We start from the raw sequence: 22,980 nt of genomic DNA, 5'->3' as shown, positions 1-22,980 counted from the left end.
TCAAGCTGTTATTATCGTTAGTTTCGGCCATTGTTCCTGCCAGCGCTTCTTCTGTACTCTCTGATTATAATAGTCAGCATCCGTGAAGAATGGACTTTTGCGGACTATAAGGTGATACAGATCATGCAAACCATGCGGAGCACAGATGTTAACCCGATCTTCTTCATCCAACTGTACACCTATGGCAGTCACAATCTCTGGCCAATAGCGAAGAGCATCTTCAGTAGAAAGATAAGGATCTGTGCCATTGCGCAGATGCATTCTCGCCTGATTTTTGACCGACCACTTGGCATTGCCTGTCAACTCACGGAGCTGACACTCCAACTGTATGTCTCTTTCCTCACGCAGGTCTGACGCATCATAATAGACAACATCAATATCACTGTGCAGCTCGCGAACAGCATATCCATGCAGAACATCCCAGATATAATTGCGAATATATCCTGCACCTATGTAACATTGTGGCAAATGGAGACCTCGGACTCTCCGCAGGTCATGCATTAATTGCTCATGCTCTGTAATTGCACGGATGAATTTCTCCTCATGCAGAAAATGGTTCTTCTCCCTACTCCCGATGCTCTACTCACTCCCTCAATCTATTCTACGTGCTTCACTGCGCTTACTTCCAATATATCATGTTTGGGTGTCTGCGATAAAATGAACAAATCCCCTCAGGCGGTCACCCTAAGTTTCATCTGAACAGATGGATCTTAAGGTCTTTCACCTGAGGGGATTGCATCGAGAGTCTGATTCGAGGTTTTAGTCAGCCCCACATCCCAATCAACAAAATGCCGACAAAAATAACGATGGAACAGAGAATACGCTTTTTCCCCTGCTGTTCTTTCAGCAGCAAAATACCAAGGAATGCGGCAAATATCGTGCCTACTTCCCGAAGGGGACCCAATCTTGCCATCGGTGCCTGTTGTAACGCAAACAGAAACAACAGGTACGAGCCCGGATTCAGTAATGCTCCAAGCATAATGGTCGATCGATTCACCTTCCACTCCTGACGCAATTGACGAGAAGCCAGCAACGCAGGCGTTAATCCGGCGACAAAACCAATGTTGGTCACTTCAAGTAATGATAAGGGTGAAATATGTTCCAGATTCAGTTTATCCACGAACACGTAACTGGTTGTACATAAACCCACACATAAAGCCATAAGAACGGGCTTCAATCCCGTTCTACGCGAGCCCGTCGTAACATCTCTGCTTCCGACGCCACTGAGCACCGTAAATCCGCCCAGCATACACGCAATGCCGATCCAGCCGTACAAGGATAAGGTTTCCCCAAGAAAAGTAACTCCAATTAGAGGCACCAATAAGGTGCTCGTTCCCCGCATAATCGGATAGATCTGAGATAGGTCGCCGAGTTCGTAGGTCTGAGACAACAACCAAGAGTACAAAGCCTGCAAGCCCATAGACAGAATTAACAGCGCATAGGCTGCAATGGATAAGGGTTCACGTGCCAACTCCATAATAAGTACAGGAAGCAATATAACCGTCGGAATCATCATAATGGACCACAAAAACACACTTTTGTTCAGACTGCGCTTGGTAAACATGCTCCAGACGGCATGAGCCATCCCGGAAGCCAGTACCAGCATTATAGGTAAAATCATAATCAAAACGTTCCTCTCTACTCCATTACTCTTTTATATAATCTATTGTGCTGAAGCGCTCCCAGGTTGATGTTCTGTCTGCTCCTTCACGACAGATCCGTCTTCCAGACGAAGCCATGTATCAAAGCTGCGTTGTCCCGCCTTCAACTGAATGACGCGTCCTCCGCGCAGCATGCCTTCCCTTCCATATGTACTGTGCCCACTCGAACGCCCGTAGCAGAGACGAATGCCGTGGTAATTCCCGTGAAAATCATTCACATGATCATGTCCGCAAAAGGTTCCCATCACATCGCCCATCTCCAGCAGTGCAGAGAACAGCCCCGAGTTCACTTGGGCAGAACAGACAGGCTCGTACTTGCTGCCATAGCAGATCTGCGTGTCCCACATGGACTGGTATTCAGGAATCGGGATATGAAAAAACGCCAAGGCGGGTAGCTTATCTCCGCGGCTGCGGCCGGGATTGACGCGTATGGATTCAGACATCAGCCACTGGATCTGATTGGGCTGAATCCAGTCATAGCCGGGAATAGACTCAACTGTGGAATAACTCCCTGAATCGAGGAAATATAACACTGCAGCCGGACTCCCATCCGAATCGGCTACCTCCAGCGTGTAATTGCTCATACCTGCAATCTCGCTTGGACCAGGCTCTGTCACTGTGTACTTATGTTCTTGAATGACATCCATTAATCCATCGGGAGTAATTCGATTTTCCGTATCATGATTGCCGTACACAAATGCCCACGGAATGCCACACTCTTCCACAACTGCTACGGCCTCACGAAAAGCCTGCTCTGGATGCTCACATGCCTTTTTCCCCTGATCCACCGGCCCCGTATAGATCACATCACCAGTAAACACCACCAGATCGGGCTGTTCCGCCTCAACAACAGTATTCATTAACTGCCGGGTTCTGATATCTTCAGGACGACCGTCTTTCCAGTGCAGGTCTGTAAACTGCACAATTTTAAACGTTCCATTTTTTTGAAAAGTCAGCTGTCGCTTCACTCTTTTAACCCCCTCATTAGTAGTAAGTAAAAATACATGTTATTTAATTCTGATCTCGTTACACTCTGTATGTTGTTTTGTGTGGTATTATGTTGTTTCATATGATCTTATCTTCACATGATAGTACTGTCAATACATCGTTAATTTTATCATCACATCTCTGTTCCATATTATTGGATAACGAAATAATCAAGATTTTAAATGACACAGGTTTGTTTCAATTCAAAGTAAACACCTGGCAAATTGACAAGCTTCGCTTGACCTTTTAAACTATATAAATCAACATAAATCCACAAGACTACACAACTCATAAATTTAAAATACATATGTATACGCAATACAGGAGGTTCGACAACGTATGTCTCTAACGTATGAAGAGCGCAAAAACACCATCCTTACCCGTCTGGCTACCCAAGGAAAGGTTCAGGTTCAGGTTTTGGCAAATCTATTTCAGGTTTCCACAGAAACCATACGGCGTGATCTGGATCGACTTGAAAAGGAAGGCGAATTGCGTAAAGTCTACGGCGGTGCTGTTCGTGTACGTTCAGGAATGATCGAAGCCCCTTTTCAAAAGCGTGCGCAACTTCAGATGAATGAGAAACAGCGCATCGGCATAGCTGCCGCCTCTCTAATTGAAGATGGCGAAACCGTGATGCTGGACAATGGCACAACAACACTCGAGATCATGCGTCAACTAAGAAATCGGTCACAGGTGACTGTCATTACCAACTCCGTTCCAATTCTCACCTGTGCGCTGGAAGACTTCGCAGGTAAAATCATTTTTGCCGGAGGTGAAATCAATACAGCGGTACAAGCTTCTACCGGACCTGTCGCACATAAATTGCTGAGTCAATTCAAAGTTAACAAAGCATTCATCTCTGCCGGCGGCATTTCGTTAATGGATGGTGTAACGGACTATTTGCTGGAAGAAGCACTTGTTTCCCGCAGAATGATGGAGCGAGCAGAAGAATCCATTTTGGTAGCCGATCACACCAAATTTGGTCGATCCACGTTTGCACAGATCTCCCCCATGAATCACATATCGATGGTAATTACAGACTCCGGATGTTCGACAGAATGGGTTGAGGCCCTGGAGCAACTGGAGATTGAAACGGTTCACAAGATTTGACAGTGTGGGCCATTTTTTATACCTTTAAGGTATAATGACCGTTCTATCCTATTTTCAAGAGAGGACATTCCTGATTATGAGTAGCAAAAAAGAAATGCTTCTGAACGTGGCTGAAGAATTGTTCTACCTTCACGGCTTCCATGCCATTGGTTTAAAGCGAATTATCACGGATGCCGGGATCGCCATCATGACGTTATATAACCACTTTGAATCCAAGGATGATCTTATCGTCCAAGTACTCCTGCGGCGCGAACAGCGTTATTTGGAACAGCTCCGGCAATATGCAAACAATAAAGAGCAACCCATGTTTCTCAATCTGGCTGAAGGACATGTAACTTGGCTAAAAGAACACGAATCAAGAGGGTGCTTGTTCTTACGCGCCAAGGAAGAATTCGGAGGTCACACTGACCATATCATCGTCCAGACAGTGAATGCGCATAAAAGACATATGAGAACATTAATCCAAACATTGGCGCCTGCTGCAAGTGATCGAGATCTGTTGCGATTTTCCCTGCTGCTGGAAGGTTCTACGGCACTTGCTGAGACAGAAAATGTAAATGAAGTCTGCCGTGAATTGATCCATATGACGCAAACCAGTTTCAAATAATGCTATTCCGGGTGAGTTAGTAGTTCAACTCACTTTTTTATTTAAATGAAATTATAATGATCGTTCTATCTAAAAGGCGGTGGATTTAATGAAAAAAATGATCTTCCCAGGCATTGCACTTATCGCTGTATGTTATGCATTCGGGAGATTCAGTTATGGATTGTTTATGCCGGAAATTTCGGAAGCCTTACACTTGAATGATGCAGCCTCTGGGGCGATTAACTCAGGAACGTATATTGCCTATTGTCTGTCCCTTCTAACTGCACCCCTGTTGATTAATCGCAAGGGGCATCATTATGTCATTCAATTGGCAGGGATCAGTGCAGTGCTCGGATTAACCGGCATCGCCCTGGCTCAGAATGCATGGGTTCTTGCATTTAGTGTATTTCTAGCTGGTTTGAGTACAGGCTGGGCCTCTCCGGCACTCGGTAACATGGTTAATGCTGAGCTTGCTCCCGAGCTACAAGCAAGAGGCAACAGCTGGATTAATACAGGGACCAGCTTCGGAATTGTTATATCCGGTCCACTCTACTGGCTGTTCACGGATTACTGGCGTCTAACCTACATCCTGTATGCTGCAATCGGCGTTGTCGTTCTGCTGTGGAACAGACGTGTCATTCCAGCAACCAAGACCCTGCCTTGTACCAAATCTCTCTGGACATGTATGAAACCAACCAGACCTGGGTCTGCTCTGCTCATGGCATGTCTGTTGACAGGTTTCAGTTCTGCAATCTATTGGACCTTTGCCCGAAATTTCCTTACAGACGAGAAAGGGGCCTCCGATTCGGAAGCCGTGTTGTTCTGGATTGTGATGGGGGTTATGGGCATACTCGGCGGATGTGCTGGCCGCATTATTGAACGGATCCAGATTGGGTGGTCCTACCGAATTGGCATAATGTTATTGGCTATTTCGCTTGGGGTTATCCTTCTGCCATCCATGACTGCCAGCATAATTTCTGCCATCATGTTTGGGAGCACCTACATTTTTCTGACCAGTGTATTTATCGTTTGGGCAACGAGATTATTCAGTCCGAATGTATCCATCGGAATTAGTCTTGCCTTTCTCGCGCTGGGTGCTGGGCAATTCCTTGGCTCCTCCATGGCAGGTTACACGATTGAAGTGTTCTCCAATACAACGGCATTTCTGGCCTTTGCTGCACTCGGCCTGTTCGGATTGTTAATTCGAGTGAAATAAATGACAGAACAACGTTCTGATCGTTTTTTATTCTACTCGGCGTACACTTCCGGTCAGTCCATGTTGAAGCCGTACATCTGCAAAAGTAACTGTGGTCCCTTGCCCGACTGGGGATTGGGCCACAATGCCAACTTTGATCTCTTCGGGGCAATCGAGGCCAAAATAACGTACCAGCTTCCACTTCTCACCATCTTGGGAATAATGGAAAGCAAAGCTGCTGCCTGCGCGGGCTACACGTAAATAAGGCTTGCTGACGTCTACAGGGGATGATACACAATCATCCGAGTTACCACGGGTCACAACACTAAGAATGGACGGCTGTTCTTCAAAAAATTCAAAGCAGACTTTAGCCCAATTCGTATCGTCCACCATTACCATCAGACAGCCCGAGTCATACTGTTCTTTCATATCCACCTGTACTTGAGTGACGATGCTGAAATCTCCCTTGATTATCGTATGTAAAAATGGAGCTGAGGCTTTCACCGGGTCACCTCCCGGATCAATGAAAAAGTCACTGACTGGCGAAACGGTTATCGTTACTTTGCCGTCTTCAATGGACCAATCTGCTGGCTCGTTCAGCCATCCCAGGTTGGCAGATAAAGTTTGACCTGAACAATGTTCGAATAGATTCGTCATGTGGCACACCCTTTGTGTTGGAATATAAGTTTACTAATTTCTCTATTTGTATTCGGTATGTCTCATGGTTAATCCTGTAGGCTTAGCATCAAGTTCCATCCCCTTCATCTTACACCCATGTGTACGGTTGTATGAACCGCTCGTCCCAGACCTGTACCTCAATATATCGTTCCGGCCCCTTATCACCTTTACGGTTCCATTCCTGAGGCCAACCATAGAACTGAATAACTTCGATGATTTCATCTTTGGTATAAATCTGCTTACGATAAGGTTTAGCATCGTCAAACCTCATTGTTGGAAACAAGTCCAAAACTCACAACTGCATCTGGAAGGTCATCCCATGGAATGATTACATGATCGGGTTCTGAATACCAGGACAACAGCCATTCGCATGCACCAAGCGTCAGATAATGGGGATATGATTGTAGTGGCTTCCCACCTTTGGCAACAAACTGTTCATAAGCCCTTTGCTCAAGCGTTCTGCGAATTGCCATGTAATCTGCGGGTCGTCGACTGGCAAAGTTCCTTCCCTGAAGACGGATCTTCTGTGTAACTGTTTCTGCTTCATCCGCAGACAGGCTGGAGAGATTTCTGAAGGGACCAAGACTTTGTTCAAAATAATGATAGGCATTCCAGTCGTGCATACATTCTCCTCCTTTGAACAGGATCGATTTGGTCTTTTAAATTCAGTTGATAGAAATCGCCGCCCCTTACTATTAATAAGGTAATTTTATCCAAAATATGATAAACTGGATATACGAGATTAATTCAATGATATGAATTACAACAGGAGGAGATCAATCTATGTTTGGTGTTAACGTGAAAAAAGCAGAAGATCAACTGGTCATCCGCTGGCAGTTCTCCAAAATCGAAATTCCAATTGTACATATCACATCGGTCACTCTGGATGATACATACGGTGGCAGCGAACCATCCGCCATTCGAATCGGTCCGGTTAATGGCACAAGCGAGAGGATTCTGATCCGTACGGTTAATCAATCATATATCTTATTCACGAACAGTGTGAATTTATATCCCAATATCCGAGATATGCTACAACCGGCAAACTAGATTGTGGTTCGAAACGGATTTTTATGTTTCTCCAAGGAATAGCTCCATTTACATATGTACGCCACCAGAAAGAAGCGTGAGTATTCGCATTAAATCTTCTAGCGAATACTCACGCTTCTTTGATGCCAATACCAGTTGTTCGAAGTAACGTTCTTACAACCAACTCCATTTCGGTAGCTGATCCAACGTGATAATCTCTTCGCTGTTATACACTTCCTTCAAAAACGCCACTTCATTATGCGCCCCGTCTTTCAGAAATCCACCTGTCCAAGTACAGAACCAACTCCAGTGTACATCCTGTTCCTTCATTTGCTTAGGGTCAGGGATGGAGCCGTTCTCGGCGAGTGCAATGATTTTGTTGTCCTTCACAAGCTCACGCAGGTTGGCGTAACGTGCTGCCAGCGGACTGTGATCTCCTGCTTCCGGGTATACATCTACACTCACAATGTCCACGACATCATCCCCTGGATACCATTCCTGTTTTTCCGAGTTCCAGACCCAGATGAGATTGTGCAGCTTGTGCTCGTGCACTAATCGATTATACAACAACCTATACAACTGTATGGCAGGTTCGGGGCCTTTCGCTCCCCACCAGAACCATCCACCTTCGGCTTCGTGCAGCGGTCGGAATAACACGGGCACAACAGCATCTTTCAACTCTTGCAAGTGAACTGCAATCGCGTCGATATCCCGGATCAATAACTGATATGCTTCCGATTCAGTATCAGCCAGCGCTGAACTCAGATCATAGGTAGTCGCATCCGTATAAAACCCCCGCCACCACTCCTTGCCCGGTTCATCGATCAGATTCGTAGGTGCATTCCAGTGCCAGCATAGCGTCACGATTCCCCCTTGATGGTGCCATGCAATGGCATCCCGAATCTCCTGAGAGACCGCGCCGCGCTCTGTTCTTGATGGCGAATATTCCATGAGATCGAATCCAATCACAGCTGGTTTCCGCCCTGTATTTTCATTAATCCAGTTCAGATTGCTGTAGTCCTGCTGACCTGACAACATCCCTTTCCCATAACGCTCGACCAGGAACGCCATTAGTTCTCTGGCTTCGAATGTCGCTGCTTCATTCACCGGAGCACTGTTGATCATACGTACCGTCATCGCTAACACCTCCAATTAGGTTTACCATTTTAACCCACGACCCCCGAGCGCTCAATGCTCTCCACAAAATAACGCTGCACGAACAAGTACAAAATAATCAGTGGTGCAATCGCCAGCAAAATGCCTGTATCCACGATCATCGCCACATAGTTCGGATCTGCCTTGATGCCCGAGTTCGAACCAAAGCCCATCAGTTGTGGGATTAACTGGTTCGCCTGAGCAGGTAAGGAAGCCACCTTCAGTGAGATCAGTGGACTTTCACTCATGAATAATGCCGAATAGAACGTATCGTTGTACTGCCACACAAATGAGAACAGAATGACCGTAATCAGCGGTGAGATCGCATTGGGCAGCATGATTTGAGCAAATGTTTTGAATCCACCAGCACCGTCAATCAGGGCGGCCTCCTCAATTTCCTTTGGCATACCCTTGAAGAACTGACGGAAAATATAGATGAACAACCCTGCCTTTAGCCCACCTGCCGTAGCCGCCGTAATCATGGAGGGCCAATACGTATTCAGCAGATTGATGCCATTCTTTCCCGTGAACAACTGGATCATGCCCATAAAATCAAAGCTGCGGAAATGCAGATACATCGGCACCATAAGCGTGCTTGTGGGCACCAGAATGGTGAGAATGACCAGGACAAAGAGCACATTGCTGCCTGGAAAAGAAAACCGGGCAAAGCCGTAACCTGCAAGCGCACAGGACATGGCTGTCAGAAGCGTTGTGATGGTAACAAACAATAACGTGTTCGCCAGCAGAGGCAGGTAATCCATCACTTGCGCCGCTAGCCGAATATTATCCAGCGTAAAGTGCTGAGGAATCATATAAATCGTTGGATTGTAGATATCCTGTTTGTCCTTGAACGCAACTGAAACTTTGAGAAATAACGGATATAAAATAATAAATGAAATTCCGATGACCAGTGCATATCTGAAAATGGAATAGAGAAGGTCTGATGTTTTGTGTCGCACCCGATACATATGATAATTCTGCTTCGGAACTACTACCATGCGATCTGTCCCTGATGCAGCCATAATCTGAATCCTCCCTTAATGTTAACCGTCAGTTATAGTGAACCCGCCGTGACAACACCCACCCCACTACGATCAGTACAAGACCAATCACCAGCGTGTACAGCCAGGACATCGCCGAGCTTAAGCCAAAGTTCTGGGTTTTGAATGCGGTTTGGTAGATGGCCTGTGTGACCGGACTCCCGGCAAATGAGTCAATGATTGTATAGATGACATTTGTCAGAATCAACGGACTGACCATAGGAAATGTAATTTTCCAGAATGATTCATAAGCTGTCGCCCCTTCGATCTTCGCAACCTCATACATTGATCCAGGTACCGACTGCAGCGCGGCGAGGAAGATCAAAATCTGAACACCTGAGCTGCTAATAATCTCATAGATCCGCATGATGGCTTCTACAATGTAATCCACATAGGCCATTGGCAATCCCACATCCGCCAGCATCCGCACAATGGACACCACGTTGAACGAAGCCCCGCCATCGGCTGATGCATCGACCGCACTTGCATCTCCCATCAGATTGATCAATCCTGCAGACTCCGCTGCTGCGACTGCACTGGAAGCCAGAATAACCGGCAGGAAAAAGATCGCACGCGCCATCGTTCTGCCTCTGAACTTCTGGTTGAGCAATGTAGCCGTGAACAGACTGAAGAATAGGATCATCGGCACATTCAGCAGCATTGCTCCTACGGAATCCACCAGAATCCGGTTGTATGTAGCATCAAACAGAAGCGCATCCTTGAAATTTTTAAATCCAACGAAGTCCAGAACGTACCCGCCCGGAGCAACGGACAGATTACTCAGACTAAACCGAATCGATTGCAGGAGCGGCGTGGCAAAGAGGAAGATGAAACCGAGCAACCACGGAGAAATAAATGCAAGTCCAAGCAGCGCTCTCCGTGACTTCAGCGATAATCGAATGGTTCTCATCGGTTCACTCCTTCCACCACATAGTCAATCCCGTCAACTGTTGTTCCATCCACGGTTACTGCGTCCGCATTGTAATTCACAAGGATGGATGTACCGCCCGTATAAGTGATCCGGACCACGCCATCCTGGATGCGTTCATGCTTCAGGATCTGCTCATTCTCCAGTTTTCCCAGCACTTCATTGGCCTGCTTATACAAGGCAACAGCGTCATCCACCCAATAGCTATACTCGGTAGCGTAGGCCGAATCATAATTCGTAAGTTTCAGCCGGGAAGATGGCTCATAGGTCCATTGAAAATACGGAGCGGCCCCAAGCTCCAGGCTTCGCAGCAACTGTTTGCGCAGATCCTGATCCCCCGACGTGTTCATCGGAGATGCTGCGTAATTCATGTACCCATGAATGACCATCGCATAAAAAGGAACTTCTTCATCGGTAATATTGAACCGACTCGACCCTGCGGGTACATTCACAACATGTTGTGCACTACCCCAAGCGTAGCTATTTGCGGCGGATACCATCAGGTTCGGATAGGACTGTTCCAGCTTGCCCAGCTGCTCCTTCACAATGTGCTTCGCCGTCTCCCGATGAATCACCCGACTATCCCGATAATCTGAAGTCAGGACCTGCCCAAGATCACGAAGGGATAACCCGCCGAGATCCAATTGATTGAATTTGTCAGCAAACTCACTAACCACATAAGGAAGCTTGGCCGCTGAGAGCAAATAATAGCTGTCCCTACTCTGATCCATGCGATTAAGTGCAGGATTGTACGGATACAGTTCTGCTGTCTCCTTGGTGACAAACCGCGCTGCATCCGAGGAAGGAGCAAAGCGCATATCATCGTGATAAATGTGCTGGAAAGCCACATCCGGGAACAAAGCTCCACCCGACTGCTCAAGCTTAGCGGACAACGCTTGCAGTTCGGAACGACTGCCTACTTCACTGTCCAACTTCACCTGGGTTGGCGTGTGATGGCCGATGCCACCACCGAACCATCCCTGATACCGCATTTGTACACGGTTCACACCTTCCTGCTGTAACTTCGCTGCCATTTCGGTGGCCTGTTCGTACGTCGTCATAGCTAAAGTGCTCCGATAGGGCACGCTTAGGAACGAAGCCTTTTTGTCCACTGCACCAAGCACATCTACATAAAACGGCAACTCTGTCTGTTCCACGAGGGGTTTCAGTACATCCTGCTCGATCAACTGCTGTTGATACAGGCGGGCCATACCCGAGTAACTGGCATCTTCTCCATGAAGGAAATGATAGCGGACCTGAATATCTCCGCGGTAAGGCTCTTCGCCAAGCAGCTGAATCTCCTGCATTTTCTGCGAGGTGTACATCTCCAGTTCATCCTCACCCCGCAGGGAGAAGGTCGCATGCACGTGATTGTAACTGTTCTGCCTGCCTCCTATATCCGCGGAGATACTGGCTATGCCATCCCCTTTTTCAATGACTGCAAACCAGGCATTCTCCCCGTTTTTCAGACCAAACACAGGCATATGCGCGGATTCACTAACCTGAGGACGACTGAGTGAATTATCATTCGGGTCTGCCCCATATACACGCTGTACATACTGCTCTTCCTGGGTTTTCCCGTTGTTCAGGTGGATCAGGCTACCCGAACCGTCAGGTACGAGCATGTAGCCTTCACCTTTCGTATCCGCAGCACCAAAATAAGCGAGCAAATCAATATTTCGAATGCGGTATTGCCCACTTTCCTGAATCTGACTCAAGGGCACGCTCACAACAAGCGCTCCCTGCTCCAGTCGGTATTCCACAGAAATAACAAAGCTTGGCTTATCAGACACGCCTCCGCCTTCGACTCCATTCTCCTGATTGTCAAAAGCCAGATCGTCCGCCGTGTAACCTGCCGTCTCAAATGCACTCAACATCTTGTTCAGCACAAGCTGCTTCGAAATCTGTCCATCCAGCCGTTCCAGAATATCCGGATTGTTCTTGGTTGGATAATAACGCGCAGACGTGTATCTTGCGACAGTAGCATCCAGCTTGGAAAGAACCTTCTCCTCGAGTCGCTGCTTGCTGATCAGCTTGGGCAGTGCATCAATACCAAGTGATGTATCACCAAGTGTATAGTTGACCCGTATGCCCTGATCGATCTGGCCTGCGGTGAATTGTTTGTTGCTTATACTCGAACTGAAATTTGGAAAGTTCTCCAAAGTGCCCATCGAATCCCGGAAAGACACGTTCAACTGGGAGGACAGGACCTCTTTTTCATATGCGGAAGCGAGACTGTCCTCCGCCCGTTCTTTCGGGTTGCTGTACCAGATCTCTCCACTTTTCCCGTTACGTACTGCGATTTCCGTTGTCTCCTCGTTATAGTACAAGGCCAAACCCTGATCTTCGGCGACCAGCTTCATACCAGGCACACCCTGCGAAGAGTCGCCAAGAAACTGCAACGGGTCCTCCGTGACGGGCATGGCTTCGGTTGTTGCATCCATATAAGCCGCGGCTTCTACGGCAGGAATGCCCCTGTTGTTTATATACAGCAGTCCGGCTGCAATCATGATTACAGCTGTACCACCAGCCAGCACCGTATATATTCGTTGCCTTTTATTCACGGATGCCGCCTCCTTTAGGTCCGAAAAATCAACTCGCGGTAGATGTTATAACCGAATTCGTACAACTGTTGCAGCATGCTGAAGACCAGTGCGCCAAGGAATACAATAATGCCCATCACAATGAGTGTCAGCACCATCGTAACGATCGTTCTAACCACCGTGTACTGGTGTACCGTCATCATGCCAATGAACAGAAGCAGTACAAACCAGAAAAACGCGATGCTATTGAACAGATAATAAAAAGCAGTCTCCTCCTGCACCATGAACCGGCTAACCACGATCATCGGGGCATAGACCAGAATAACCGGAATGAGCGAGTAACCTGTTGCCAGAACGATTTCCCTGAACTTGCCTTCCCCTTCCATCAAGGTTGTTACTGCCCAGTTGGCCATGCACCATAGAAAGAAAGGTACCGCAACTGTGGCGATCTCAATGATGCTGTTAATCGTGCGAGGGTCGATGTAATTGACGAGAAATCCTGCATACTGCTTTTGCAAAATCATCATGACAATGGTAAGCGCGAGTGCTGCAAAAGCAACAAGCAGCCGTCCCCGGTTATCCGACTTGAGATCCCAGAATGCATCTATGGGGTGAAAAATGAGATGCAGCGGAAACTTAATGAAATCCTGCTTCACGATCAACCTGCCTCCTCCGTCTCCATTTAACCGCCACACGGGTCAGGATCAGAATGACAATTAGCGCGATTACAGCGGTCAGGAATGTACCAAAATGTTCCTTCATCATCTCCCGCCGATGCCTCTTAAACGCCACAGAATAACTCTTGCGATCCATCCCAAGTTCAAAATAACCTAGCGCTTCCTCGTTTTTCTTCTCCATTAATAAGGACTTGCCGATGCCGATATAGGCAATATCATAGTTGGCATTCAGCTTAAGCACTTCTCTCCATATATTCACGGCTTCCGTGTCCTCGCCCCGATAGTGGAGGGCCACCGCTTCATTCACACGGGCACCAAAACGGGTTGGCTCATAGACAACAAGGTTGTTCTTTCCCCGATCCAGAACCAAGTGATGCTCACCCGATTGTTCAATCGCGACAGGTGTTTTGAGCGTGCCCACCTGATTTCCTTTGCCACCGTACATGTAGAGCAGATGACCTTCATCGTCGTACGTGAACACCCGGTTCTGTGTCGCATCCAGTACACTGTACATGCCGTCGCCCAGCACTTTCACATCGATCAGTTTGGATGGACCGGGATTGTTACGGAACCGAATATCGCCTTTGACGTCGTAATAACCAAACCGCTTCAGCACATCTTCACCAGACGGATTCAGCCGTTTGATCGGTTCATTCGAGCCGGGATCAATATTCGTTGCATACACAAATCCTTTGTGGTCAATATCCGCATTGGAGAACTCCGTCGGGACAAACAGGACCATCTGTGCGCGCTGGGCTTTGGTGGATAACATGCGCCAGATATATTCGCCGTAGTCCCGCTCCACTTTGTTGGTACCGACGTATCCGATAAATTTCCCACTCTCGTCAAACTGCATAATCCCTTCGTAGACCCCTTGCGCCACAACGTACACTCGGCCTACATGGTCCACCGTTAGTTTCAAAGGCTGAAACTGGAATTGGGTCGACAGGATATCCGACTCGGGCTTCGTAATGGTTTGAATCAGCGTCCCCTCTCCATCCAGGACAACCACACGACCGTTACCCGTATCGGCGACGTATATGCGTTCTTCTTCATCTACAAACAATCCACCTGGAAGGTTAAAGGTCTCCTTGCTGCCCTCCATCATGAATCCATCGATTACACTCAGCAGCTTAAAGCCTGGGTCCAATACGATGATTCGATTGTTGCCGCTATCCAAAATATAGATCAACCCGGAGGGTGAAACGTTCACATCACCGGGGTCTTTGAACTCACTAATGCCGAGGTCACGGCCTGAAATGGTGCGCTCGGGCAGATAGGCATCTGGTGAAGGAACAGCCTCTTTCCAGTAGTTGTAGTTATAACTCTCATACGGCGCCGGGGAGGCCGCCGCAGGCACGGCATTCACCAGCAACAGAGATACTGCCGCCAGGAGAACAAGCCATCTTTTCACTGTGCGTGCCATATCGTTCCCCCTTAATCCTTCATGCCCGAACTCGCCATCGTCTCAATGATTCGGCTCTGAGAGAAAATAAATAGCGTGATCGGCACACTCATCAAAATCAGTGCTACCGCAGCACCCGCTCCTGCCCGGGATATTCCGCCCTGAATAATCTGACCCGCTGCATAATGCAGAGTCTTGAGCTGCTCGCTGTAGATGTATCCATTGCCATCACTGCCCCATAACATCTGGAACAGCAGTATGATCAATGTCAGCCAGGCTGGCTTCACATTAGGCATAACGATGGACCAAAAGATCCGGTATTCACTGGCACCATCAATTTTGGCTGCTTCCAGCAGTGCATCCGGGATCTGCTCCATGAACTGTTTCATCAGGTACAACCCGAGTGAATAGGCAAATGCCGGAATGATAACAGCCCAGTACGTATCGATCCATCCGAGCCAGGACATGATCATGTAGTTCGGAATTGCCGTCACTGCTGGTGTGAACATCAGTGACAGTACGACCACTTGGAACATGAATACTTTGCCCGGAAACTTGTGCTTGGCAAGCGGGTACGCCGCTGCGGAAGCCAGAAGCACATGGCCTACGATACCGATGCCTGTAATAAATACCGTGTTGAATATATAACGTGAGAACGGTACCCACGAGTCACTCAGCAGATTCAGCAGATCTGAAAAGTTGCTGAACGTGGGATTTTTGACAAATAGCGTTGGTGGAAAGGTGAAAATCTCATCCAATGGTTTGAATGCATTGTTGATCGCATAGATCAGCGGCAGCACCATGAAGGCACCAAATACGAGCAGAAGGGCAAACAGGGAGAGACTTCCCGATAGCGAGCGATTCACCCGCTTTTTGCCTGTCGCAATTGCAGCCATAGCTATTCTCCCACCCTTCGAAGCAGTTTCTGTACCAGCAAGTTGGTGCCCACCATAATCATGAACAGCACGGTGGCAATCGCCGATGCGTATCCCATCTCAAACCGCGTAGTACCAAAGTCGATCAAGTGGGTGACTACCGTCTCTGCCGCATAGTTCACGCTTGGGAACCCGGCCAGTGCAATCGACACATCAGCCACGGCAAACGAGGTTGTAAGCTGAATAACTGCGCCGAACATGAGCTGTGGACGCATTGAAGGCAGGGTAATGTACCATAGCTCCTGCCAGCGATTTTTGATCCCATCCACCGCTCCCGCTTCGTACAACGTCCGGTCCACCGTCTGCAAACCGGCGATAAACGCCAGAAATCCGGTTCCGAGACTCAGCCATAGCTGCACGAGAATGAGAATAGGCATAATGTAGGCTTCCGTCTTCAGCCATTGGATTGGCTCCAGCAGAAAACCCCATTTGATCAACAGCCCATTGGCAATACCATAACGATCTCCCGAGAAAATCATCAGCCAGATAAAATACACATTGCCCGAGATGGAGGGTGCGTAGAAGATCAGTGTCATGAACGCTCTCCATTTCGGTGTTAACTCATTAATAATCCACGCGAAGACGAAGCAAGCAATGTAACTGATCGGCCCGGTAATGATGGCAAACAGCAACGTATTCTTGATTGCAATCAGGAATACATCATCCTCCAGAAACAGGCGAGTATAGTTCTGCCAGCCAATGAAACGTGGAAATTCCAGCATATTAAAGTAGGTGAAGCTGAGTATGATCGAGATGACAACCGGAATCACGGTAAACATGAGGAACAGGAGCATATACGGTGCAAGCAGAACATAGGAATGTTTGCTGGCCTTCATTTCCTGGAGCTTCCAGCTCCACCACGACTTCATGCCCATCCTTGACGCTTTCTCAGGAGGACTGTTTTGTCCGTCTCGGAGTGATATTTGTGGCACGGTTAACCCTCCCTCTGCTTACGGAAGACCAAATTCATTACGTTTCACTCGAATCTCGTCCTGAATATATTGGGTGTAATCCATGATGGATTCCCTGGCTTCCACTTGGCCAACAACAGTTTTGTAGAATGCATTAAAGAGATGGCGGCCTGTAAAATAACCACCGGGTACTTCAGGAATGCCCTTCACCGTTTCGAATTGAGCCTTCAGATTGGTGTAATCCTCGGCAGGCCACGGCAGGGAATCCAGTGCCTTGATGTTGGCCGTTGGATAACGGGCAGCGGCACCCATCAGCCCTTCCATCTCCCGTCCAAATTCAGCCTGAATCGGTGTACTGGTCCACCACTTCATGAACGCCCACGCCGCATCCTGATCCTTGGCACCCTCCAGCATCATGACTGCGCTGCCTCCACCCGGTACGTCCCGATTCAAGGTCCCATCCGCTTGAACGGTTCCCGGTACAGGAACGAATCCCCATAAGCCTCGAATCTCCGGTGCAAATACGGACAACTGGTTATACATGGTGTAATCCGTTAACCCAATAGGCATCTGTCCTGTCCGGAAACGGTTGGCAAAATCATATTCCCGTTCCAGCTTGTAATCGGTATAGAACTCCGTCCACTGCTTGAACGTCTCGATCCCGATCCGGGAATCCAGATCCGATTCCTTGTCATCGTTCCGATAGAAGGCGCCGCCGTTCTGGAGCAGCATCGTGGCATACTGCGAGTTCGGCGGAATATTAACCCCCTGCATATTCGCCTGGGTCACAACCGGCATACCGAATTCCATGTGATTTTTGCTCAGAATCGCGAGTAGAGCCTCCACATCCTCCCAGTTCTGAGGCACTTCAAGTCCGAGTTCTTCGAGCACATCTTTACGATAAAACAGCATATTAAAGGTTTGTGTTTCCGGCAGGGCGTATACGCCTGAATCATAGGCATACGGCACGATTGCACTTTCTCTGAACTCCTGTTCTACGGTGCTATAATCACTGAATTGCGTCAGATCTACAGCCGAGTTCCGCATCGCAAAGTTCACCGGCAGATCATTGCCGATCTGCATCGCTACATCCGGACCTTCACCGGACAAGGTCGCTGGCAGCAAGGTTCCCATATTCACCAGCTTCAGATTCACGTTAATGCCACTGTCTGGTGTGAAGGTCTTGTCGATCATCGCTTTCATCGTATTCGCCTGGTCTCGTCCGCTACCAATCCAGACGGTAACCGTACGCTGATCTTCCGATGTAGATACATTGCCGATCTGGTTATAATCAATGAAGAACGAATGATAGAATATCTTCGCTTCATGACCAAGTTTTGCGAGTGGTCCCATGCCTGTTCCGGGAATATCTTGGTCAATCGAAGTGACGTACAGTGCGTCAATCTCAAGAGGCTGCTCTCGTGCCTGCTGCACCCATGTGCCGAGACCACCTGTGTTGGTTTTGTAAGCCGCAAGCCGTCTTGGAATGGTATCTGGCTTGTCAATCATCTCGTCCAGTTGCAGCGCCATTGTCTTGATCAGAGCTTCCTGATCGCTGGACTGTCCTGACAGAAGACGAAGCTGTGCGGCCACTTCTTTGAGTCGGTTACTTTCCCCACTGAACACTTCCAGCAGGTTCGGAATCTGTTTCTCCACCCGGTAATCCCGGAATTCATCAGGCTTGGTACCTGTAATCATCAGAATGCGTCGGTACATGGAGTTCAAGTTGTACAGACTGTCCTCCACATTGCGGATAAGAGGTGCAAAATCTCCGAGGCTGTTCTCCAGCCGCAGCACATGTTTTCCTTTGTCCAATTGAAACTTGTATGCTTCCTTGCCTCCCATGACGTCAATGCGATAGTCGCTTTGGTAACGGAAGGGTGCTTGCGCCATCTCAGCAAATGGAACTTCACCATCGATGGTCAGTTTGCGTGTAGAATAGATGCCTTTGACAAAATTCTGCTGTGCGGTAAAACCGATATGATAAAGTCCGCTCTCCGGCACATCCACTTCCCATTCGATCCATTGTCCTGGCAGACGCCAGTTAAAGCCGCCAATCGTATTAATGCGTACCTGGGAAGCGCTGTAAGGAGATACAGCAGAACTTGACCTTTCGCTGGTCGGGTATAACGTAGGTGAAGATTTGGCAATCGCGGCTTCTCCTTCAATGCGAATAAGTACATCCTTCGGCTGCCCGGAGGAATCCGACTGTTGTGCACCTGCAGTTTCCGCGTAAGGAACAGCTGTCTTCTCATTGAAAAGACGAATGGACCGAATCACCATGGGTTCGCGTGATGATTTTAGCGTTAGCGTGTGTTCCCCTTTTTCCAAATAAAACTTGAATGGATTCTGTTCGTACCCGTCGGAGTCCTGAAACGTTTCTTCCATCCAGCGTGGTTGCTCCACTTGTCTCGGGCGTAGGTCATTACCTTGATTGTCCTGCTCAACAACATCTTTCTCATTGGCCCACACCCGGTCAAACTGCAAATAGGCGGCTTCCGCAAAAGGAAGTTCACCATCAATGTACAATGCACGCTCAATGGCCGAACTCTTGCCTTCAACGGGATAATAGGTGGCGGACAGGTTATACAGCCCGGTCTCCGGCACGTTAATGGTCCAATCGACTTGTCCGGTCTCTCCGGTATGGAGAGATACACCATCCATTCCCTCATAATTAGTCAGTTTGCGGACGTCTTCACCTTCGGCTTTTATGTAATCTCCTGCTTCAATGGTGATGTCCACATTCGGCTGTGTAGCCTGATCCGTTCCGGATCGATACTGTGCGTATCCCTTTTTCTGCCGGGTCTGCTGCAAGACCGCATCCACTTCAATGGCAGGCAGACTGCCAGGTGGAACGTCTGCACTCTTCCCATCAGCGCCGGAAGTTACATATAGAATGATGCAGGCTGCTGCCACGATGATCACTGTGGACCATATCCATGTCTTACGTTGTAGAATTCCAGCCATCCTCCGAGTCCTCCTCATCAAGGCTGATGCCAGCAATGCCGATTTGGTGGTTCAGGAAAAGGGGCTCTGTGCAACCTTGCCGACACGAGCCCCTGCCTGAATCTTTTGCTGGTGATAAGTTCTTATTGTTTGCCCAGTTTATCAATGGCAGCTTGTGCCTGCGCTTTGTATTTCTCAGCCGTTGCTGTGACGGAAGCATTGTCTTTGATGATATCGTTCACAAAATCCCCAAAAGGGTACCCCGTGTAGGCATCATCCAACAAGATACGGCCTGTTCCAGCGATGTGCTCGCGAATGATCGCAATATCCTTCTCATCGGTATAACGACTCTCCAGATAGTCTTGACCTGGATACTCTTCAATCTGTGGGATGTCGAAGGTCTCTTCATAGATTTGGTAGACGATCTTTGGATCCTCCACACCTTTTGGAATGAACTTCGCCGATGCCGCGTTGTTTGCATACGTTACCTCTTTGCTACCCTGTGGCCCATTCGGAATCGGTACAACGCCGACAGCAAAGGTGAGATCGCCCAACTGCCATTCAGCAGCAGTGAACAGAGCTACGTCTCCATCCTTGAACGTATTGCTTTCCTCCCAGTTGGTTTTGTCGCCGGTTTTGACCTTCACGACATTCTCCACGTTATACAACCGTTTAACGAATTCGGTTGCTTCAATCGTTTTCGGATCGGATAATCCTTCCTTGCTATTGGCATCATCCACGATCGTTCCACCATTGGCCGCGGTAAAATGACGAACGACATCAAGCGCCCAGCCAGAAAATCCGAATACGTCAGTTTTGCCGTCGTTATTGCTATCTTTGGTTGCCTGTTTGGCAAGTTCCATGAATTTATCCCAGTCCCATTTACCTTGGTTATAAAGTTCTTGAGGATCAGGCAGAGATAATTTTTTGAACAAGTCACGGTTATAGTGAAGTCCCAGACCAATGCTGGTTGGCGATTCGAAGGCGTATTCATTGCCTGCAATGGCAGGGAATTTGGTAATCAGGTTAGCCTCTTGGTTGATGTTGTTCTCAGGTGTAGTGAATTCGGAGATGGGCAATAGCTGCCCTTTGAGGATAGCGGGTAGTGCGGATTTGTATTCCATCTGAACGATATCAGCGAATGGTTCGCCGGCCAGCGCAGACGTGGTGAATTTGTTCATGTATTCTTCGAAAGGTACATTGACGAACTCCAGTTTTACGTTGTATTTCTTCTCCACCTCTGCAATTTTATCGAGTCTGGCCTTATCCGAGGCCGTCTCTCCTGCCGGTTTCAGATCCCACCAAGCCGCAACTTTGATGACACGTCCACCCAGATCAGGCACATTCGCCACAACTTCTTCCGCTGCGTCCTCTTTGTCTGTTTCAGCGATTTCGGTGCTGTTGCCTGAGTTCGTTGTTCCCTCTGCGTCTGTCCCTGTCGGCGTTGTCCCCCCACCACTGCAAGCGGATACAAAAAGAATCACAGCCAATAACATTAGAGGTAAAACATTCCATCTTCTAGTCATGATTTTAACAACCTCCCCGAATGTGTATGCCAATCATGGTCCACTCTAAATCATTAACCCCGCTCATCAACCAATCGAAAATAAACAACCACCACCATTTGTTATTTTCTTGTTTGTTTTTGACAAACAAAATTTAACACAGCAAAATGTAAGCGTCAACATTTTTGTTGTTAACATTTTCTGATTATTCTGATAAAATGCTGATTAACCTCTAATATTCCTGTATTACAGCTTATTCAATATCCAGGACTCTAAGTACAAACTTATTAAACCATGATTCTAACTTTGTTTATTTTGTTATTTTTATAAAATAACAAAATAATAATTCAACAGACAAAATTCGTCATTCTATCTGAAAATATGCTTACCGTCACGTTGAACGTTCATCCTAAAATACTCTGCATCACTAACATTTTGAATTCTCTGTCCGTTATTAGATTAAGAGAAATACATCATGTTATACTAGGAACAGTTGGATATCGCTCCAAATAAGGAATACGGCAGAACTACGAGTGTAAGGATGGTATGATGAAGACAAAGGTAACAATTCAGGAGATTGCACATTTTACGGGTTTGTCGAAATTCGCGGTATCACGAGCTTTGTCTGGAAAATCGGGAGTTAGCGATCAAACGAGGGATGTCATTCTCAAGGCCGCTGGCAAACTTGGATATTTCAAAGATAACAGCATGTTGTCTGGTGAACTGTATAACAGCCATGAACTTCAGGAACCGAAGAACACACGTTCAAGCGGAACGATCTTGATTTTATTTCCCAATGTTCGGTACCAAAATCAGGACTCCGTATACTGGGGACCCGTCTTTAACGGGATTTCTTCCAAGCTGAACCAAAAAGGCATTAACATTCTAACCTTGACGGAACCATCCGCAGACCAGCTATTCACCCTTCTCAACCCGGATGCCATTCGTGGAATCATTACCGTTGGCTCGATCTCGACCCCGATTCTGCTTGAAATCAAGCGTCTCAGTATTCCGGTTGTGATGGTGGATCATCTGGACCCTGTTTTTCACAGTGACAGCATATTCACTGATAACTTTGCATCCATGCGGGAGATCATGCTCTATTTGCTCCGCAAGGGCTTCAAAACATTCCAGTTCGTTGGCAATATCGGGGATGCTCATAGCTTCTATGAACGCTGGATTGCATACACTTCTGTGCTTATGGGTCATGGGATGGAAATACATCAGATTCCCGAGCTGAGTAATCAGGCACTGGATGAGTTCCGCCAGACATTCACTTCGGTGATCAGTGAGGATAACCTGCCTGAAGTGTTTGTATGTGCGAACGATTTCTATGGGCTATACACTATAGAAGCCCTTGAGAGTATGGGTATTCGTGTACCCGATCAGTGTGTTGTCACGGGATTTGATAATCTATACGACAATATCCCATTACTGGCTACAGTTAATGTGAACAAGGAGTTGCTCGGTGCGCGTGCAGTGGATCAGATGTTATGGCGCATTGCGAATCCGGAGAGCAACGTCGAGAAAAAGTTGATTCTTGCTGATGTCATTATTCGTGAACAGTTCGGCAGGCATAGTGGATAAAAGCAGAATATATGATCGTTAATGTGTGTGGATATACATATTGAAGCATATATGGAGTTAAGCTTATGTCCACACAGAACCACACGCCAAACACCCCTTTAA

The 22,980-nt window shown here is 47.7% G+C and carries 21 protein-coding genes; 5 read left to right on the top strand and 16 right to left on the bottom strand.

Features of this window, described 5'->3' with window-relative positions; genetic code table 11:
- From IFU39_RS20550 to IFU39_RS20540, 3 genes are all read right to left on the bottom strand, one after another.
- Complete coding sequence (locus tag IFU39_RS20550) at positions 1-501, bottom strand: nucleotidyltransferase family protein (protein WP_192134602.1); 501 nt, start codon at positions 499-501, stop codon at positions 1-3.
- A gap of 262 nt (positions 502-763) precedes the next feature.
- A complete protein-coding gene (locus tag IFU39_RS20545; RefSeq protein ID WP_197997844.1) occupies positions 764-1,621 on the bottom strand; it encodes a DMT family transporter in 858 nt (285 codons plus the stop codon).
- A gap of 42 nt (positions 1,622-1,663) precedes the next feature.
- Positions 1,664-2,629 carry a metallophosphoesterase gene (locus tag IFU39_RS20540; RefSeq protein ID WP_192134599.1) on the bottom strand — a complete coding sequence of 322 codons (966 nt, stop codon included), beginning with the start codon at positions 2,627-2,629 and terminating at the stop codon, positions 1,664-1,666.
- Positions 2,630-2,987: 358 nt separating this feature from the next.
- On the opposite strand from IFU39_RS20540, the gene IFU39_RS20535 reads away from it, so the two are divergent.
- From IFU39_RS20535 to IFU39_RS20525, 3 genes are all read left to right on the top strand, one after another.
- On the top strand, positions 2,988-3,758 hold the full coding sequence (locus tag IFU39_RS20535; protein ID WP_192134597.1) for a DeoR/GlpR family DNA-binding transcription regulator: 771 nt from the start codon (positions 2,988-2,990) through the stop codon (positions 3,756-3,758).
- Positions 3,759-3,834: 76 nt separating this feature from the next.
- Positions 3,835-4,365: a TetR/AcrR family transcriptional regulator gene (locus IFU39_RS20530; RefSeq protein WP_192134595.1), complete on the top strand. Its 531-nt coding sequence runs from the start codon at positions 3,835-3,837 to the stop codon at positions 4,363-4,365.
- A gap of 88 nt (positions 4,366-4,453) precedes the next feature.
- The gene (locus IFU39_RS20525) at positions 4,454-5,560 is read left to right on the top strand and encodes an MFS transporter (protein ID WP_192134593.1); all 1,107 of its coding nucleotides are present in this window, start codon (positions 4,454-4,456) and stop codon (positions 5,558-5,560) included.
- A 27-nt stretch (positions 5,561-5,587) separates the two neighbouring features.
- On the opposite strand, the gene IFU39_RS20520 is transcribed toward IFU39_RS20525, so the two are convergent.
- The 3 genes from IFU39_RS20520 to IFU39_RS20515 form a co-directional block, all read right to left on the bottom strand.
- The gene (locus IFU39_RS20520; protein ID WP_192134591.1) at positions 5,588-6,196 is read right to left on the bottom strand and encodes a DUF1349 domain-containing protein; all 609 of its coding nucleotides are present in this window, start codon (positions 6,194-6,196) and stop codon (positions 5,588-5,590) included.
- Positions 6,197-6,305: 109 nt separating this feature from the next.
- Complete coding sequence (locus tag IFU39_RS33025) at positions 6,306-6,488, bottom strand: hypothetical protein (protein ID WP_244661042.1); 183 nt, start codon at positions 6,486-6,488, stop codon at positions 6,306-6,308.
- Complete coding sequence (locus tag IFU39_RS20515) at positions 6,478-6,840, bottom strand: hypothetical protein (protein ID WP_223199898.1); 363 nt, start codon at positions 6,838-6,840, stop codon at positions 6,478-6,480. The genes IFU39_RS33025 and IFU39_RS20515 overlap by 11 nt, the downstream gene beginning before the upstream one ends.
- A gap of 160 nt (positions 6,841-7,000) precedes the next feature.
- Here IFU39_RS20515 and IFU39_RS20510 point away from each other — a divergent pair, with 160 nt between their 5' ends.
- Entirely contained in the window at positions 7,001-7,267 is a 267-nt protein-coding gene (locus tag IFU39_RS20510; protein WP_105597906.1) for a SunI/YnzG family protein, read from the top strand.
- A gap of 153 nt (positions 7,268-7,420) precedes the next feature.
- Here IFU39_RS20510 and IFU39_RS20505 read toward each other — a convergent pair whose 3' ends face one another.
- The 10 genes from IFU39_RS20505 to IFU39_RS20460 form a co-directional block, all read right to left on the bottom strand.
- Positions 7,421-8,383, bottom strand: a complete 963-nt coding sequence (locus IFU39_RS20505; RefSeq protein ID WP_105597905.1) for a glycosyl hydrolase — start codon at positions 8,381-8,383, stop codon at positions 7,421-7,423.
- Positions 8,384-8,412: 29 nt separating this feature from the next.
- Complete coding sequence (locus tag IFU39_RS20500; RefSeq protein WP_105598443.1) at positions 8,413-9,369, bottom strand: carbohydrate ABC transporter permease; 957 nt, start codon at positions 9,367-9,369, stop codon at positions 8,413-8,415.
- A gap of 82 nt (positions 9,370-9,451) precedes the next feature.
- Positions 9,452-10,351, bottom strand: a complete 900-nt coding sequence (locus tag IFU39_RS20495) for a carbohydrate ABC transporter permease (RefSeq protein ID WP_105597904.1) — start codon at positions 10,349-10,351, stop codon at positions 9,452-9,454.
- Complete coding sequence (locus IFU39_RS20490; protein ID WP_105597903.1) at positions 10,348-12,933, bottom strand: DUF5696 domain-containing protein; 2,586 nt, start codon at positions 12,931-12,933, stop codon at positions 10,348-10,350. Before IFU39_RS20490 ends, IFU39_RS20495 begins: the two co-directional genes overlap by 4 nt.
- 14 nt (positions 12,934-12,947) lie before the next feature.
- Positions 12,948-13,568: a YIP1 family protein gene (locus IFU39_RS20485; protein WP_091014929.1), complete on the bottom strand. Its 621-nt coding sequence runs from the start codon at positions 13,566-13,568 to the stop codon at positions 12,948-12,950.
- A complete protein-coding gene (locus IFU39_RS20480; RefSeq protein WP_091014931.1) occupies positions 13,549-15,015 on the bottom strand; it encodes an NHL repeat-containing protein in 1,467 nt (488 codons plus the stop codon). Before IFU39_RS20480 ends, IFU39_RS20485 begins: the two co-directional genes overlap by 20 nt.
- An 11-nt stretch (positions 15,016-15,026) precedes the next feature.
- Positions 15,027-15,890, bottom strand: coding sequence for a carbohydrate ABC transporter permease (locus tag IFU39_RS20475; RefSeq protein ID WP_105597902.1), 864 nt, complete (start codon positions 15,888-15,890; stop codon positions 15,027-15,029).
- Positions 15,891-15,892: 2 nt separating this feature from the next.
- Positions 15,893-16,804: a carbohydrate ABC transporter permease gene (locus tag IFU39_RS20470; protein WP_047842211.1), complete on the bottom strand. Its 912-nt coding sequence runs from the start codon at positions 16,802-16,804 to the stop codon at positions 15,893-15,895.
- A gap of 75 nt (positions 16,805-16,879) precedes the next feature.
- Positions 16,880-19,807, bottom strand: a complete 2,928-nt coding sequence (locus tag IFU39_RS20465; protein WP_192134589.1) for an extracellular solute-binding protein — start codon at positions 19,805-19,807, stop codon at positions 16,880-16,882.
- A gap of 122 nt (positions 19,808-19,929) precedes the next feature.
- Complete coding sequence (locus IFU39_RS20460; RefSeq protein ID WP_192134587.1) at positions 19,930-21,312, bottom strand: ABC transporter substrate-binding protein; 1,383 nt, start codon at positions 21,310-21,312, stop codon at positions 19,930-19,932.
- 528 nt (positions 21,313-21,840) lie between these two features.
- Between IFU39_RS20460 and IFU39_RS20455 the strand changes: the two genes are divergently transcribed.
- Positions 21,841-22,878 (top strand): LacI family DNA-binding transcriptional regulator, encoded by a 1,038-nt coding sequence (locus tag IFU39_RS20455; RefSeq protein ID WP_017689723.1) that lies wholly within the window; start codon positions 21,841-21,843, stop codon positions 22,876-22,878.
- Positions 22,879-22,980: the final 102 nt, after the last annotated feature.

The sequence above is a fragment of the Paenibacillus sp. CFBP 13594 genome, assembly GCF_014842675.1.
GTDB classification, from domain to species: domain Bacteria; phylum Bacillota; class Bacilli; order Paenibacillales; family Paenibacillaceae; genus Paenibacillus; species Paenibacillus amylolyticus_B.
This window is presented reverse-complemented; position numbering and strand designations above follow the sequence as displayed.